A 14,416-nucleotide genomic window follows, 5' to 3' on the forward strand; every position below is an offset into this window, starting at 1 on the left:
ATTTTATTGTCCCCTCAGTCAAACAAAAAGCCCTGACCGGCTTTATTAGCTGATCAGCGGCTTTATTGTATGTTTAATGCTGGTGAGCATTTCTTAAACAAGAATTTAAGGAAAATTTGATTCCGGAGGGAATTCATTTAGCGTTAAATTAATTGCCGGAATTTATCTTAAAACCCTTGTTTATCAGTCACTGTATTAGACTAGTGTACTCAAACGCTGCTATAAAACGATTCAGCAAAATTTAAGGTTTGTCATTTTAGCTAAAAATATTTTAGCAGTTTTCTTGAAAAATCCGCGAAATGCTTATCTTGATGCCTGAACCTGCTTTGAAAAAGTTTATAACCAGTGCGCTAAATAAGCCGTAACCTTTACAGTTTGTTTTTACAGCTATTATCGTCATGAAAAGAATTTCTATAAAAGACATTGCAAAAATTGCCGGCACTTCTCCTACCACAGTTTCTTTTGTATTGAATGGCAAAGCCAAAGAAATGCGTATAAGTGATGCCATCACGAAGAAAATATTGTCTACAACAAAAAAGTACGGATACAAGCCCAACCAGATTGCCGTCACATTGCGCACAGGACAATCAAAGATCATTGGGTTAATTGTTGAAAGTGTGGGCGGCGCTTTTTTCGGAGCCCTGGCAAAAGTGATAGAAGCAGAAGCACAGAAATATGGATACAGGGTAGTGTATTGTAGCACAGAGAATGATCCGGAGAAAGGAAAAGAAATGATCAAAATGCTAGCTCATCAGCAGGTTGACGGATACATTATTACGCCTGCAGCCGGAATGAAGGATGATATAGAAGACCTGATAAAGCAGGATAAACCGGTGGTATTAATGGATAGTTTTATTCCTTCTTTAAATGTTCCTTATGTACTTGTTGATAACTATCTCGGAGTAAAAGAAGGGATTGAATCGTTGATAAATGCCGGCTATAAAAACATCGGTTTCGTGACTGTTAATTTGGATTTGATCCAGATAAGCGAGCGTCTTCGCGGTTACAATGAAACGCTGAAGCAGCACAAAATAAAAGTTGACAAAAAAAATATCCTTCAACTCTCCTACCAGGATTCCAAAGAACAGATCGTACAAAAAATTACAGCTTTTCTTGAGAAGAATACACAACTGGATGCGATCTTCTTCGCTACAAACTATCTTGGCACAAGCGGTTTGCAGGCAATAAAGAAATTGCGCATGCGCATCCCCGAAGATATTGCTATGATCAGTTTTGACGAACATGAGATCTTCAGCCTTTATCCTCCCGGCATTTCTACAATACAGCAACCAGTGGAGGAAATAGGTAGTACGGCTATGAATTTACTGCTTACTCAAATGGGCAAGAAAGAAAAATCATCCAACGAGAATAAAATACAGATAGCTCCAACGTTGATAAACAGGGCATCTTCGCAAGCGCATAATTAATTGAAAGTTGATAATTGATAACAGAAAATGAGGAAGTCTTCCGCATCTTGCGATGAAACAAATACAGTTACATAGACCCACTGAGAAGACACTGAGTTTCACAGAGATTTCCAACTCACTATAACTTTATATTTTCTATATAAAAGGCCAGGCGTTTTCTGCGGCCTCTGTGAAAAAAACCCTGTGTTTTCTGTGGTTAAACCAAGCCTCCCCGTGGTAAAAAATCTGTGCTTCTGGGCTTCAGTGGCAATAAAAAAAGGAGGATAAAAATCCCCCCTGTTAACAAACCAAAAACTAAAAACATATTTTACTTGTGCTTAGCACTCATATAGTAGGTTATTTTTCCACCCTGCATAATCTCGTCATGCGTAATGTAATTGCGTTGTAGCGGTTTGCCATTCAACAACACTTTTTGTACATATACATTTTTTTCGCTCTGATTGACAGCTTCCACTTCAAACGTCTTCCCGTTTTCAAGTTTCAAGGTAGCAGCGTTTACTGCAGGACTTCCCAATGCATACTGATCAGAAGCCGGTGCTACAGGATAGAATCCTAATGTGGTGAAAATATACCAGGCACTCATCTGTCCGCAATCATCATTACCACCTAAGCCGTCGGGTCTTGATGCATACATTTTTGGAAGGATCATTCGCACTTTCTCCTGCGTCTTCCATGGCTGATCTGTCCAGTTGTATAAGTAAGCCACATGGTGCGAAGGTTCATTACCATGCACATAGTTTCCGATAATACCATCGCGCGTGATGTCTTCTGTCTCTGCAAAATATTTATCAGGCAGCTCCATATTAAATAACGAATCCAGGCGCTGAACAAATTTTTTCTTTCCACCCATCAACTCAACCAATGACGCTGGGTCTTGCGGAACAAAGAAGCTAAAGTTCCAGGAGTTACCTTCAATGAATCCCTGGTTGTGTGTACTAAGCACATCGAATTCTTTTTTGAAAGAACCGTCACTCAGCCTGGGACGCATGAAATTGATAGAAGGGTCAAATACGTTCTTATAATTCTGCGACCGCTTGATATAGGTATTATACACATCCATTCTTCCAAGCTTTTTTGCAGCCTGGGCAATGGCCCAGTCATCATAAGCATATTCAAGCGTGGTAGACACTGAGGTACCGTTCTTTTCAGCAGGAATAAAGCCCATATCCATATAATATCCCAGTCCATCAAAGCTCCTGTGTGTTGAAGTCGCAAGACAGGCATCCAATGCCTTGTTTGCATCAAAAGGAGCATTCCCTTTTACAATTGCGTCAGCAATAACGGACGCGCTGTGATAACCAGACATACACCAGTTTTCATTCGCGTAATGCGCCCAAACCGGAAGCATATGTTGCACGCTTTGATCGTAATGCGCCATCATTGACTGGATCATATCCGCATTGCGCTTTGGCTGAATCATATTGAACAGCGGGTGCAATGCACGATAAGTATCCCAAAGAGAAAATGTCGTATAATTTGTAAACCCGTTCGCTTTATGGATGTTCTGGTCGAGTCCGCGGTAAGACCCATCCACATCCATAAATGTTGTTGGATTGATAAACGCGTGATACATGGATGTATAGAAATTTTCCTTTTCCTCTTTGCTTTCAGACTGAATAACTATACGGGAAAGTTCTTTCTGCCATGCGTTCTGTGCCTGTTGCTTAACGTCTTCAAAATTCCATCCGGGAGCCTCTGTTCTTAAATTCAACAGCGCGCCCTCTGTACTTACAGGCGACAATGCAAATTTTATCCTGATCTTTTCCGCATCTTCCGTTTTGAAATTGAAATACATTCTGATCTGGCGACCGGCTATTTCAGGAAAATTATGGGCCTGGTCAAACTTGCCCCAGAAACCGCGATAAACCTGCTTTTTTGAAAGATTCGCGGTGCCGTAAGTCGTAATGGGTTTTGAAAAACTCATGGCAAAATAAACAAGACGTGTTCTTCCCCATCCGCTTGTCTGGCGATAACCTGTTACAAGCGTATCGTTTTCAACACGAACGAATGTCCACACGTTTTTATCTTCATAATTGTAGATGCCGTACATCAAATCAAGAATGATGTGTGCGCTATCCGTTTTTGGAAAGGTATACTGATGAAATCCAACCCTGTTTGTAGCGGTAAGCTCCGCCGTTACATTATACTTGTCCAGCTTTACTTTATAATAACCCGCTTCAGCAGTTTCGTTATCGTGTGAGAAAGAAGATCTGAATCCGGTTGATGGATCGCTTGCAACACCGGGATTTAGTTTTAAGGAACCAACGGTCGGCATGATCAAAAAATCTCCCAGATCAGAGTGTCCGGTACCGCTGAAATGTGTGTGGCTGAATCCTACAATCGTTTTGTCATCATACTGATAGCCAGCGCAATATTTATACATGTCTCCGTTGTATTTCCCATCCTTTTCGTATGACAGGGTATCAGTATCGGGGCTAAGCTGCACCATCCCAAACGGATAGGTAGCGCCCGGGTAAACGTGGCCCATGCGTTGTGTACCGATAATAGGTTTTACATATTGCACCAAATTCTCCCCGGATTGCTGAGCTGTAGCTTCAGCGCCGGTAGCAAGCAGTAGCAGTGCGGATAATAATTTTCTCATTAAAAACTAGCATTTATTATCCTTCAAAAGTAAAACGTTTTAGCAATATTGCCATAAGAAAAACATAAGATGCCTAATTTCCGGTATAAAAGGAATAAAAGCGTCATGGACTGTCCTGTGGGGGAAGAAGTGAATAGTGAATGGTCAATAGTGAAAGGTGGAGCGGGTTAAGTGGTTGGGTATCATCGTTTAGGTGCAGGAGTTCCGGCCGTAGATTATATGACCTGCATCTATCTTACAGATTAGGTGGGGAGTGAATAGTGAATGGTCAATAGTGCAGGGAGGAGCGGGTTAAGTGGTTCTGGTCCGGGAGTCCTGGTCGTAGATTATCTGTCCTACATCTTTGAGATGTAGGACAGATAATCTACGAAACGGCACCTGCAAATATTGACTTCCTACATTTCTAAAATGCAGGACACATAATTTTACGAAATGACATCCGGTTAAATTTTGGCTACACCAGGAATATTTTTGCTGCATCCTCCCAGCTGTTCAAGCGTTCATATTCTGTAACGTTCAAATTATGTGGTGTGGTAAAAATGTATGGCTTCCCTTTAAAATGCATTAGATTTTTAACATGATCATCGATCATATAATCGCCATGAATTAATCTTTTGTCGCCACACAACACTACCTGCTTCCATGTAAGGAAGGGAAAATTATCCTGCAGCCATTCCAGTTTTTCTTTTAATGAATTGGGGAATTCAGTTGCCGCTGACACAATAAAAACTTCATAACGATTGTTCAGTTCCCTGATCACATCCACTGCATCTTTCATAACCGGAAGATCCCTGAAAAAACCTGGAGCCAGCAATCTGTTCCAGATCATTTCCTGGTGATGTTCAGGAAAACCTTTTACCCAACCTGTTCCAAGCATGCGATTGTAATCAATAGGAAGCCCATGTTCTTTCTCATACCATTCAATCATTCCTCCCATCGTGTCGGACATCACTTCGTCCATGTCAATAATAATTCTTTCCATATCTTATTTTTTTCGCCACAAAGTCGCAAAGACAAAAAGTGGCACTAAGTTTTTTGAAAGTCGGAGCCTTTTTGATAAGGCAATTTTTGACGTATCTCAAGTACGATTTACGAAGTACGAAGTACGCAGCTTTAACCACGCTCAGAGTTTCAAACACGCAAGAAGCGAACCTGAAATATCAACTGTAGTCACACGTTGTCAACTGTCAATTTTCAATTGTCAATTATTGCTTCCGTTCATCTCTATCTTCAAATACTTCGCAGTATGACTGGTTTTATCTTTGATCATCTCCTCCGGCGTTCCTTCAAACAAAATGGTTCCGCCGCCATCACCGCCTTCAGGACCAAGATCAATGATATGATCAGCCACTTTTATTACATCAAGATTGTGCTCAATCACCAGCACACTATTGCCACGGTCAACAAGCTTATTCAGCACATCAAGCAAATGCTGAATATCCTGGAAATGCAATCCTGTTGTAGGTTCATCCAGGATATAAAATGTTTTGCCGGTGTCCTTCTTCGCCAGCTCTGTCGCCAATTTCACACGCTGTGCTTCACCACCGCTTAAGGTTACTGCAGACTGACCAAGTGTGATATAACCAAGACCAACATCCTGTAACACTTTTATTTTGCGATAGAGAAACGGTACAGGCTGAAAGAACTCGCATGCTTCATCAACAGTCATATCCAGCACATCACTGATTGATTTACCCTTATATCTTATCTCAAGCGTTTCGCGGTTATACCGTTTGCCGTTGCACTTTTCACAATGCACATACACATCCGGCAAAAAATTCATTTCTATAACACGCATGCCTCCGCCTTCACAAAGGTCGCATCTTCCATTCTTTACATTAAAAGAAAAACGGCCAGCATTATAACCACGGATCTTTGCTTCCGGTACTGACGCAAACAAGGTTCTGATTTCGGTAAAGAAACCACAATATGTCGCGGGATTGCTCCGGGGTGTTCTACCAATAGGGGACTGATCAATTTCAATCACTTTATCAATATGCTCCAATCCTTTCACTGTCTTATAATCCATCGGCGTTGTACGCGAATTATAAGCATGTTTGCTCAGTATCGGATAAAGTGTTTCATTGATCAACGTTGATTTACCGCTACCGCTAACGCCGGTAACAACGATCAGTTTGCCCAATGGAAATTTTACAGAAACATCTTTCAGGTTATTCCCTTTCGCACCTTTTAACTCCAATATCTTGCCATTGCCTTTCCTTCTTTCGCCCGGAACAGCAATTGCTTTTTTGCCGCTCAGGTAATGCGCTGTATCAGAATCAATTTTAAGGACTTCATCCGGAGTGCCTGCAGCGACAATCTCGCCACCGTGCTTACCTGCGCGGGGACCAATATCAACCAGGTGATCAGCCGCAAGCATAATATCTTTATCGTGTTCTACAACCAACACACTATTGCCAATGTCGCGCAAATTCTGCAAGGCAGTGATCAACCGATGGTTATCGCGTTGATGCAAACCAATAGAAGGTTCATCCAAAATATAAGTAATACCCTGCAATTGCGATCCTATTTGTGTTGCCAGTCTTATGCGTTGAGACTCGCCACCGCTTAATGTTCTGGAAGGGCGGTTCAGCGTGAGGTATGTTAACCCAACATCCAGCATAAATTGTAGCCGTTCACGAATTTCTTTCAACACATCTTTTGCTATAACATTCTGCTTATTGCTCAATCTCTTTTCAACATCACTGAACCAAACCATTAATTTGTCAAGATTCAAATCGCTCAGTTCAGATATATTTTTCTCATCAACTTTAAACCATAAGCTTTCAGTCTTCAATCTCGCGCCGTTACACGTGGGGCAGGTTTTCAGCTCCATAAATTTCTCCACCCACTCACGCATACTTTCTGTACTTCCCGACCCCGCGAACCATCTCTTCAACATCGGAATAATTCCTTCAAATGCACCTTCATACGGACTGGCATTTGCGTTGTCATCAAAATCTATATCGTCAACACTTCCACCATTTTCATTACCGTATAGCAAAATATTCAATGCTTTTTCAGGAAGATCTTTCAGCGGTTTATCGAGATTGATCTTATGCTTTCTCGCAAGCTGTTCAACACTGCGGTACATATAGGCTTCACGCTCCTCACCCAGTGGCGCAATACCACCTTCCTTAATGCTTTTTGTATTGTCAGGAATTACAGTATCCATGCTTACTGCATACACAACTCCAAGCCCTTTACAGGTAGGACATGCACCGTAAGGCGAGTTAAAAGAAAATGAATTTGGAGAAGGTTCTTCATAACTGATGCCTGTAACATCACACATTAATTGCTTGCTATATTGCACTACTTCCGATTCGCCGTTATCTTTCTTGCTGTTTTTACCCTTTGCATCACCCGCAGATTCAACAAGTAAGAACATCAGGTCCTTACCCATCTTCAATGTTTGCTGAACACTCTGGCTTATGCGTACTTTAAATTCATCTTCAACTTTCAGGCGATCAATCACAACTTCAATATCGTGAATCTTGTAACGGTCAACCTGCATACGTGGCGTTAAATCCAACACTTCACCGTCGACACGAACCTTTACAAAACCTTTTTTGCGAATATCTTCAAACAGCTCACGATAGTGACCTTTACGTCCGCGAACCAAAGGAGCCAGCAGCGTTATTTTTTTCCCATTGTATTTTTTGAAGATGTTGGTCACTATTTCCTCTTCGCTAAATTTCACCATTTTTCTTCCGGTGTTATAGCTGTATGCTTCACCGATACGTGCATATAACAAACGCAGAAAGTCATATATCTCCGTTATTGTACCAACCGTAGAACGGGGATTCTTGTTCGTTGTTTTTTGTTCAATGGAAATTACCGGAGAAAGCCCTGTGATCTTGTCAACATCAGGCCTTTCCATGTCGCCAATAAACTGACGTGCATAAGCACTAAAGCTCTCCATATAACGGCGTTGCCCTTCATTATAGATGGTATCAAATGCCAATGAAGATTTGCCGCTGCCACTAACACCGGTAAAAACAACCAACTTATTTTTTGGAATGGAAATATCGAAATTCTTCAGGTTATGTTCTCTTGCGCCAAAAATCTCTATGCGCTCATTTAAATCCTTTTCTACCAGATCCGTAACTCCGTTTGTTTCACGAATTTTCTTTGCCATAATAATTACTCTTCCTCTGAGTTTTAGCACAAGCCATCAGAACATAAATGAAGTAAGTGGTGCTCCTGTGTCTGCCTGTTTGCGGTGCAGAATTGAGACTAACATTGCACATTTTTGACTGAACAGGTTTGAAGAACAAACACAACCGCTTACGGTGCCGGGCTTATGCAAATTATCTTCAAATGTAACGATAGTTTCGCTTTTTTAAACTAAATATTTTAGTACACAATTAACATCGAAACAATATTCACAATTCACAAATCACTAATATTGCACCCCATTTGGCATAGCTTTTGGCTTTTTACATATTAAGCAATTATAAATTAAAACATAAGATGTATGAAAAAAGGATTATTGATGAGCATCGCAGCAGTAGCAATTATGATAAGCAGTTGCAAAACATGGAACAATACACAGAAAGGTTCTGCAATTGGTGCTGGTAGTGGTGCTGTAGTGGGTGGCGTTGTTGGGAAAATGGCAGGCAATACTGCGCTGGGAGCGATTATCGGTGCAACTGTGGGTGGTGCAACGGGCGCAATCATCGGAAAGAAAATGGACAAACAGGCGGCGGAAATTAAACAGGAAATACCCGGTGCAAAAGTAGAACGTGTGGAAGAAGGCATTGTAGTTGAGTTTAATAACAAAATTTTATTTGGATTTGATAGCTACGCTTTATCAAGTGCTTCCACAACATCATTAAATGATCTGATCACTATTCTAAATAAATATCCGGATACAAATATTGAAGTACAGGGGCATACAGATAATACAGGTACCGATGCGTATAATCAGACCTTGTCTGAAAAAAGAGCTGGTTCAGTAGCTACTTACCTTAAATCACATGGTATTAGTTCTTCAAGAGTTACTACCAAAGGATTTGGCAAAACCGCGCCGAAGTATGATAACAATACAGAGGAAGGACGCTCACAAAACAGACGCGTAGAGTTCCTGATTTCAGCGAACGAAAAAATGAAAGCGGATGCAAAGCAACAGAGCCAGCAGTAACAATAAAACAGGCTGAGTTTTAATAAAAAGCGGATAACAATTGAATTGTTATCCGCTTTTTGTTTGCAATATTTAAACCATATAAGTAAGGAGTTGGCCACGCCAACGTTTCACAGTAAACAACTTATAAGGCTTAAAGCAGACCTAAGCGAAGTTTTTTAAACCATATAAGGCATATAAGAGCACATAAGAATTTTGCCTGCGATAATAATTGCACTTAATGACTTTACATTTACTTAGTCAGACCGGCTCTCACCATTGACTATTGACTATTCACCAGTTGTATAGAAGTAAGGTGTCGGCCGCGCCAACGTTTCTTTGTTAACAACTGATTAAGCTTAAAGCCCAAAGCCTAAAGCCTAAAGCTGACCGAAGCGAAGTTTTTTAAACCATATAAGGCATATAAGAGCAAATAAGAGCTTTTGCCCAGGATAATAGTAACACTTAAACGACAATATATTTACTTAACCAGCTCGGACCTTCACCATTGACCATTCACTATTCACTAGTTGTATAGAAGGCTATAAGGATATTGAAGAGCTTGAAATAAAACTTATATTTTCTTATATGTCTTATATGGTTAAAAACCTGGCTTCACTTATTTATTATTAGCTTTCAACAAATCCAATGTATGCTCTAGAGATGCCTTATTTTTCCAATCATCATGCCCAGGAATAACATAAGCCGGATCAGGAAATGCCTTCTGCAATTTTTTTATGGAAGCCGGCCAGTCGTTTACTTTGGCTTCACCTACATAACCCAGGTCTGTTGCTTCAGTACTTTTAATAAAGCAGCCGCCATACAACACTTTATCTTTAGGGAACCACACAACAATATTATCTACAGTATGTCCGGGGCCGGGATAAAAAGTTTGAAAAGAATATTGACCAATTTTGAATGCAGTGTCTTTCATCATTAAAAATTCAGCGCGCTTTTCATGACTGACCTTGCTGATTTGATCTGTTTGAACGGTACTGTAAGTCTTTACACCATGCTTTGTGTAAAACTCCAGCCCGGCTGTTCTGTCAGCGTGCGAGTGCGTCGCGATATACATTACCACTTTCTTGTGATGTTTTATCCGAATACTGTCCAGCAAAGGCTGAAACTGAGTTGAATCCCACGGACAATCAATCATTACAACCCCTTCGTTCGTCACCAAATAAAGTGCATTAGCCGGAACAGGAGTGCCCTTAAAGAAATTGTAGGTTGTATAAACATAAAAATCACCGGTAAGATGTTTTATTTCAAGAGGCTTTGTTTGTGCTTGCGCAGAATAAATTGCATTAAAAGAAAATGCAAGTAGCAGCATTAAAACTGTTCTCATGTGCTGAATGTATTTCAACAAAAGTATCAATCATTTTTAAATGACAGTCCTTTGCTATGCAAAGCATCTTTCAGCTTTGGAATTGAAGTCTTGCCCATGCCGTGAAGTTGCAAAATTTCTTTCTCACTATGCTTCGACAGATCTTTCAGGGTTTTGATATTGATGCTTTCTAAAGCCCGCCGCGCAGGAGCCGACAACACAGCGAAAAAAGCCGCTGTCGGTTCGCGTTCTCTTTCGCAAACAGGACAGGTAGGACAAACACTGCTTTTATAAAACTTGTGCCCTTTGCTACATGTCTTCAATATCTTTTTTAAAACCGTCATTTGGCTTTCTTTTTTGGAGATTTTTCTTTGGCCTTCTCCAGGTTCTCCCTCACCCTGAACTTTACAATTTTTGTGATCAATGATAACGGCATTGGCTGGTCTAGCGGAAACTGTGCTGAGCCTTTTCCGGACTTATAAACTGACAATTCTTTTTGAAAAGAATCTGTTCCCGAAGGTGTGGGATAAAAACCAATGTGATTTTTAAAAGCGGCAAAGTACACGAGGTTCCCTTCCAGGTAAAACGTGGGCATTTGGTAGCTGATCTTCTCCGTTGCTTTGGGTGCAGCTTTTTGAATGGTTGTTCTTACAGATTGCAAAACTTCCTGAACATCCTGTGGAAAGCCGGCGATGTACTCATCGACGGTAGCGGCAGGGGATTTTTTGTCCATTGTCGTATAGTTGAACTTAGGATTTATTGATGTAACCTAAAAGTATGACTAAAGTTTTATTCTTACAATGGGCTACAGGTTAACACATCGTGCTTAGCCTCTCTTCAAACCAAAATCAAATCGCTCATCCACTACTCTTTTAATCAGCCCGATTTGCCCGCAATGCCACATTGTGTGCTTAATATTCCAGTCCAAGGCTTCGAGCTTATTTTTTGCTATGGGATGTGGCGTGGGCGAAGGCATCAGCTCTTTTGCGAGAACATCTTCCACCAAATTATCAATCACTTCCAGTGACTTCTGCTGCATTATTTGCAGATGTTCAAACAAAACCTTAGGATCAATCTTGGCAACAGTATCCCGCGGCGCAGTGTCTGTAAAAAGTGCATCATATTCACGCAACGGAACTTTTTGCAGGATATCTTTTTGATGTCCTGCAATAACCATAATTGAATGAAAGTAAAAACTCATGATCAGATGGCCTACCTGCCAGCTGATGCTTGATTCTACAATGTCCGGAACAAGATCCCACTTTTCAACAGGAACAGAATTAAGAAGTTTGTTTGTCTAGGAATAAGCATTATCTGTTTGCCAGCGTAAAAGTTCGAGTTGAGTCATATCAATATTGCTTTAAATTCAAATCCTAATTTCAGTAGCTATACCGCAAATGACTGCTTTAATAACAAAACAATTATTACTCCGCCTCCAAGCAACATCATTAATCTACCTAAGCGTCTTGTTTCTTCATCGTACGCGAAATATTCTTTGTTGTCATCGGTTCTGATTTTTGACTGACTGTATACATATCCTGCGTAAATACCCAACAAACCTCCGGCCAGAGCTAATATAAAACAAAAGAAAATGAAAAGCGGGCTGCCTTTTTTACCTTTTTCAAGTTGCCTTAGTTCAACATGGCTTATTGTCTGGCGGACCTGCTTGCTTTTGTCCAAATTTATATTTCGCTTAGTAAGTTCAAGCTCTGCCAGGGCTACAAGGTCGGGATTGTAATCTTTAGGATGGATGAATATTTCCATTAGTTCCTGGTTAGTCTTCTGCCTGACAGTTTCGGTGAAATCAAACTTCATAGTTTAAGTAGTTGAAAAATTTTAAGGATTTCATTTATTGATTAGACGCTCGTTCTAAGACCTAATATTGTGCCCTATAAAATTTGTGATTATCATCAAGTGCAAGCTTGTTCTCGTCAAACCAGTTTATAAATTCCATCCACCTGGCCTTATTTTCATCCTGCCATTTTAGAAAACCAGCTTCATCGCCTTTCATTAATATCCAATGATTGTAAGCATCCAGAAATCCTGCGTTCTTTATCTTTTGCTGATAATCAAATAACACATTCGGATATTTTGAAAATTTGTTACCGTTAAAGTAAAATGTAACAAACCCGGTGCGAATAGAATCGAGCGTATTTAAGTCCACTGACTTAAACCCTGCAACAGCCATTATTGTAACCATCTCATAGCATCCGGTTCCAAATGGAAGTTTAAAATTACCGCTGAGCAAATCACTTGCATTGATAGTGTTGTTTTTGCTGAAGCTAACACTAATAGAAGTGTCAGACTTAAGCACAATTGCCTTTTGATAGGTGTCAAATAACAATTTGCTGATTTCTGCAGTACGTTTCGAGTTTCGCTCCAGGTTCATAAATATCTCGCCGTAAATCATTCCCCAAACTCTTTCTGATGAGCCGCAAAATATTTTAGCTGCCCAATAATAGTTAGAGGGATATGCAGGATCTACTTCAATTCCTTTTTCATAATACGTTAAAGCCTTATTGTAGTCCTGTGCACTAACGTTCATATTACCAAGCTCGAGGTACAGCTCTCCGGCATCGGGAAATTTCTTCAAGCCATCTTCATAAGCCTGCATTGCTTTTTTGGGTTTGCCTGAATAATCATATGCATTACCCAGTGCATGATAAATTTGCGCATACACATCTTTATGTTTCAAAAGCTTTTCCAGGATATCGATTGCTTTCTTGTAGTCCTTTTTCCCCTGGTAAGCGTAGGACAACTCGTATGGATAAGTTATACTTTCAGGATCGAGATTCTGCGCTTCTTGCAATAATTCTATTGCAGCGTCAAAACGTCCTTCTTCATCTTCAATTCGGATAGCTTCTTTAGCTTTTGCTTCAGCCAGCTCCTTATTGCTTTGCGCGTAGGAAATATTGGCAGCAAAAAGGCACAGGATAAAAAACTTGATTGTCTTTTTCATGTTTATGTTATAAGGTGTATAAATTTGGTTGTAAAAAAAATTCGAGGGTTTATTCATTCATTCCGATTGAGGATACTTCTGCGAAATTCTTCTCTTCCGCAAGTTTTTTAGATCGTTTGTCTATCCAATAGATAAGCGCTAATGCTACAATATTTATGGTTACAATATGATTTTCCGGTTCGTTATTTATGCTCAAATCGTATTTTGATATACCCAAACCAAAATTCACTTCAAATGAATCAGAAATATCCAATCCCACAGATAAATATAATCCTGCGACATAGCTAAAAGCAAATCCGGAAAATGCAACACCGATAAGCTGGAGAAACTGGTTAACAAATGAGAGTTTCATTGCTAACCGATGATCTTTTAAACAAAGTATCCCGCATAAAATAGAATACCCGAATAAGGCTGCGATAAAACTTAACAAGGCCAAAGACTGCCAGACCAAATTTGAAATTATAAAAACAGTGTAAAGAATTACTGTAAGTCCGATGACTGCGCCGATAATTTGATATAAACCAAGGTAAAGTAGGTCAGATCGAAATTGTTTCATGGGATTGAGGTGCGTTCAGAGTTTTTTTAAAAAAATTTAGGTTGATTGTTAAGCAAACAAAATTATCAGTTTATTGGTCTCACAAACATAATTAGCAAACTTATGGCAGTTCGCCAAAAACGAAATCAAAAAAAAATTTTGCTCATTTAAATTTCCCGCACCTATCTTTGCGCCAGTTCTTTACATCTTATCAAGAAAGGCAGAGGGATTTGGCCCGATGAAGCCTTGGCAACCTCACCTACGGGTGGAAGGTGCCAACTCCAACTGTACCATAACAGGTGCAGACAGATAAGTCAGCGTAATGGTTTGATTTAAAAGCGATAACATCGCCTAATAATATTCAGCCCGCCTGGCTTACAGGTGGGCTTTTTTATTTTCTGGTTCAGCCGGCGAAACAGAAAAAACAACTTATCTTCTTTCTTCTTA

Annotated in this window: 11 protein-coding genes, 1 pseudogene and 1 riboswitch; of the genes and pseudogenes, 2 read left to right on the plus strand and 10 right to left on the minus strand. The window is 40.1% G+C overall.

The features are described from left to right. Positions 1 to 398 precede the first annotated feature (398 nt). On the plus strand, positions 399 to 1,427 hold the full coding sequence (locus QTN47_RS13625) for a substrate-binding domain-containing protein (protein ID WP_369329941.1): 1,029 nt from the start codon (positions 399 to 401) through the stop codon (positions 1,425 to 1,427). 307 nt (positions 1,428 to 1,734) lie between these two features. On the opposite strand, the gene QTN47_RS13630 is transcribed toward QTN47_RS13625, so the two are convergent. The 3 genes from QTN47_RS13630 to uvrA form a co-directional block, all read right to left on the minus strand. After that, positions 1,735 to 4,029: a GH92 family glycosyl hydrolase gene (locus QTN47_RS13630; RefSeq protein WP_369329942.1), complete on the minus strand. Its 2,295-nt coding sequence runs from the start codon at positions 4,027 to 4,029 to the stop codon at positions 1,735 to 1,737. Between the two features lie 454 nt (positions 4,030 to 4,483). Continuing rightward, positions 4,484 to 5,011: a 5' nucleotidase, NT5C type gene (locus QTN47_RS13635; RefSeq protein ID WP_369329943.1), complete on the minus strand. Its 528-nt coding sequence runs from the start codon at positions 5,009 to 5,011 to the stop codon at positions 4,484 to 4,486. 219 nt (positions 5,012 to 5,230) lie between these two features. Next, positions 5,231 to 8,167 (minus strand): excinuclease ABC subunit UvrA, encoded by a 2,937-nt coding sequence (gene uvrA / locus QTN47_RS13640; protein ID WP_369329944.1) that lies wholly within the window; start codon positions 8,165 to 8,167, stop codon positions 5,231 to 5,233. A gap of 339 nt (positions 8,168 to 8,506) precedes the next feature. Here uvrA and QTN47_RS13645 point away from each other — a divergent pair, with 339 nt between their 5' ends. Next, the gene (locus QTN47_RS13645) at positions 8,507 to 9,172 is read left to right on the plus strand and encodes a YiaD family glycine zipper/OmpA-like lipoprotein (protein ID WP_369329945.1); all 666 of its coding nucleotides are present in this window, start codon (positions 8,507 to 8,509) and stop codon (positions 9,170 to 9,172) included. Positions 9,173 to 9,770: 598 nt separating this feature from the next. On the opposite strand, the gene bla is transcribed toward QTN47_RS13645, so the two are convergent. From bla to QTN47_RS13680, 7 genes and pseudogenes are all read right to left on the minus strand, one after another. Next, positions 9,771 to 10,496, minus strand: a complete 726-nt coding sequence (gene bla / locus QTN47_RS13650) for a BlaB/IND/MUS family subclass B1 metallo-beta-lactamase (RefSeq protein ID WP_369329946.1) — start codon at positions 10,494 to 10,496, stop codon at positions 9,771 to 9,773. Positions 10,497 to 10,522: 26 nt separating this feature from the next. Beyond that, complete coding sequence (locus QTN47_RS13655; protein WP_369329947.1) at positions 10,523 to 10,819, minus strand: DNA-directed RNA polymerase subunit alpha C-terminal domain-containing protein; 297 nt, start codon at positions 10,817 to 10,819, stop codon at positions 10,523 to 10,525. Then, the gene (locus tag QTN47_RS13660) at positions 10,816 to 11,208 is read right to left on the minus strand and encodes an iron chaperone (RefSeq protein WP_369329948.1); all 393 of its coding nucleotides are present in this window, start codon (positions 11,206 to 11,208) and stop codon (positions 10,816 to 10,818) included. The genes QTN47_RS13655 and QTN47_RS13660 overlap by 4 nt, the downstream gene beginning before the upstream one ends. A gap of 93 nt (positions 11,209 to 11,301) precedes the next feature. Then, positions 11,302 to 11,760, minus strand: a pseudogene (locus tag QTN47_RS13665) (DinB family protein); the annotation flags it as partial. Positions 11,761 to 11,861: 101 nt separating this feature from the next. Continuing rightward, a complete protein-coding gene (locus QTN47_RS13670) occupies positions 11,862 to 12,290 on the minus strand; it encodes a hypothetical protein (RefSeq protein WP_369329949.1) in 429 nt (142 codons plus the stop codon). A 61-nt stretch (positions 12,291 to 12,351) separates the two neighbouring features. Continuing rightward, positions 12,352 to 13,434 carry a tetratricopeptide repeat protein gene (locus tag QTN47_RS13675; protein ID WP_369329950.1) on the minus strand — a complete coding sequence of 361 codons (1,083 nt, stop codon included), beginning with the start codon at positions 13,432 to 13,434 and terminating at the stop codon, positions 12,352 to 12,354. A gap of 49 nt (positions 13,435 to 13,483) precedes the next feature. Then, complete coding sequence (locus QTN47_RS13680; RefSeq protein WP_369329951.1) at positions 13,484 to 13,786, minus strand: hypothetical protein; 303 nt, start codon at positions 13,784 to 13,786, stop codon at positions 13,484 to 13,486. Positions 13,787 to 14,174: 388 nt separating this feature from the next. Continuing rightward, positions 14,175 to 14,285, plus strand: a riboswitch (SAM riboswitch). Positions 14,286 to 14,416: the final 131 nt, after the last annotated feature.

The organism is Danxiaibacter flavus (genome assembly GCF_041060425.1).
Lineage (GTDB): Bacteria > Bacteroidota > Bacteroidia > Chitinophagales > Chitinophagaceae > Danxiaibacter > Danxiaibacter flavus.

Bases quoted from the DNA above. Each gene is read 5' to 3' on its own strand.
- QTN47_RS13625 (WP_369329941.1), top strand. From the start codon at position 399: ATGAAAAGAATTTCTATAAAAGACATTGCAAAAATTGCCGGCACTTCT.
- QTN47_RS13630 (WP_369329942.1), bottom strand. From the start codon at position 4,029: ATGAGAAAATTATTATCCGCACTGCTACTGCTTGCTACCGGCGCTGAA.
- QTN47_RS13635 (WP_369329943.1), bottom strand. From the start codon at position 5,011: ATGGAAAGAATTATTATTGACATGGACGAAGTGATGTCCGACACGATG.
- uvrA (WP_369329944.1), bottom strand. From the start codon at position 8,167: ATGGCAAAGAAAATTCGTGAAACAAACGGAGTTACGGATCTGGTAGAA.
- QTN47_RS13645 (WP_369329945.1), top strand. From the start codon at position 8,507: ATGAAAAAAGGATTATTGATGAGCATCGCAGCAGTAGCAATTATGATA.
- bla (WP_369329946.1), bottom strand. From the start codon at position 10,496: ATGAGAACAGTTTTAATGCTGCTACTTGCATTTTCTTTTAATGCAATT.
- QTN47_RS13655 (WP_369329947.1), bottom strand. From the start codon at position 10,819: ATGACGGTTTTAAAAAAGATATTGAAGACATGTAGCAAAGGGCACAAG.
- QTN47_RS13660 (WP_369329948.1), bottom strand. From the start codon at position 11,208: ATGGACAAAAAATCCCCTGCCGCTACCGTCGATGAGTACATCGCCGGC.
- QTN47_RS13670 (WP_369329949.1), bottom strand. From the start codon at position 12,290: ATGAAGTTTGATTTCACCGAAACTGTCAGGCAGAAGACTAACCAGGAA.
- QTN47_RS13675 (WP_369329950.1), bottom strand. From the start codon at position 13,434: ATGAAAAAGACAATCAAGTTTTTTATCCTGTGCCTTTTTGCTGCCAAT.
- QTN47_RS13680 (WP_369329951.1), bottom strand. From the start codon at position 13,786: ATGAAACTCTCATTTGTTAACCAGTTTCTCCAGCTTATCGGTGTTGCA.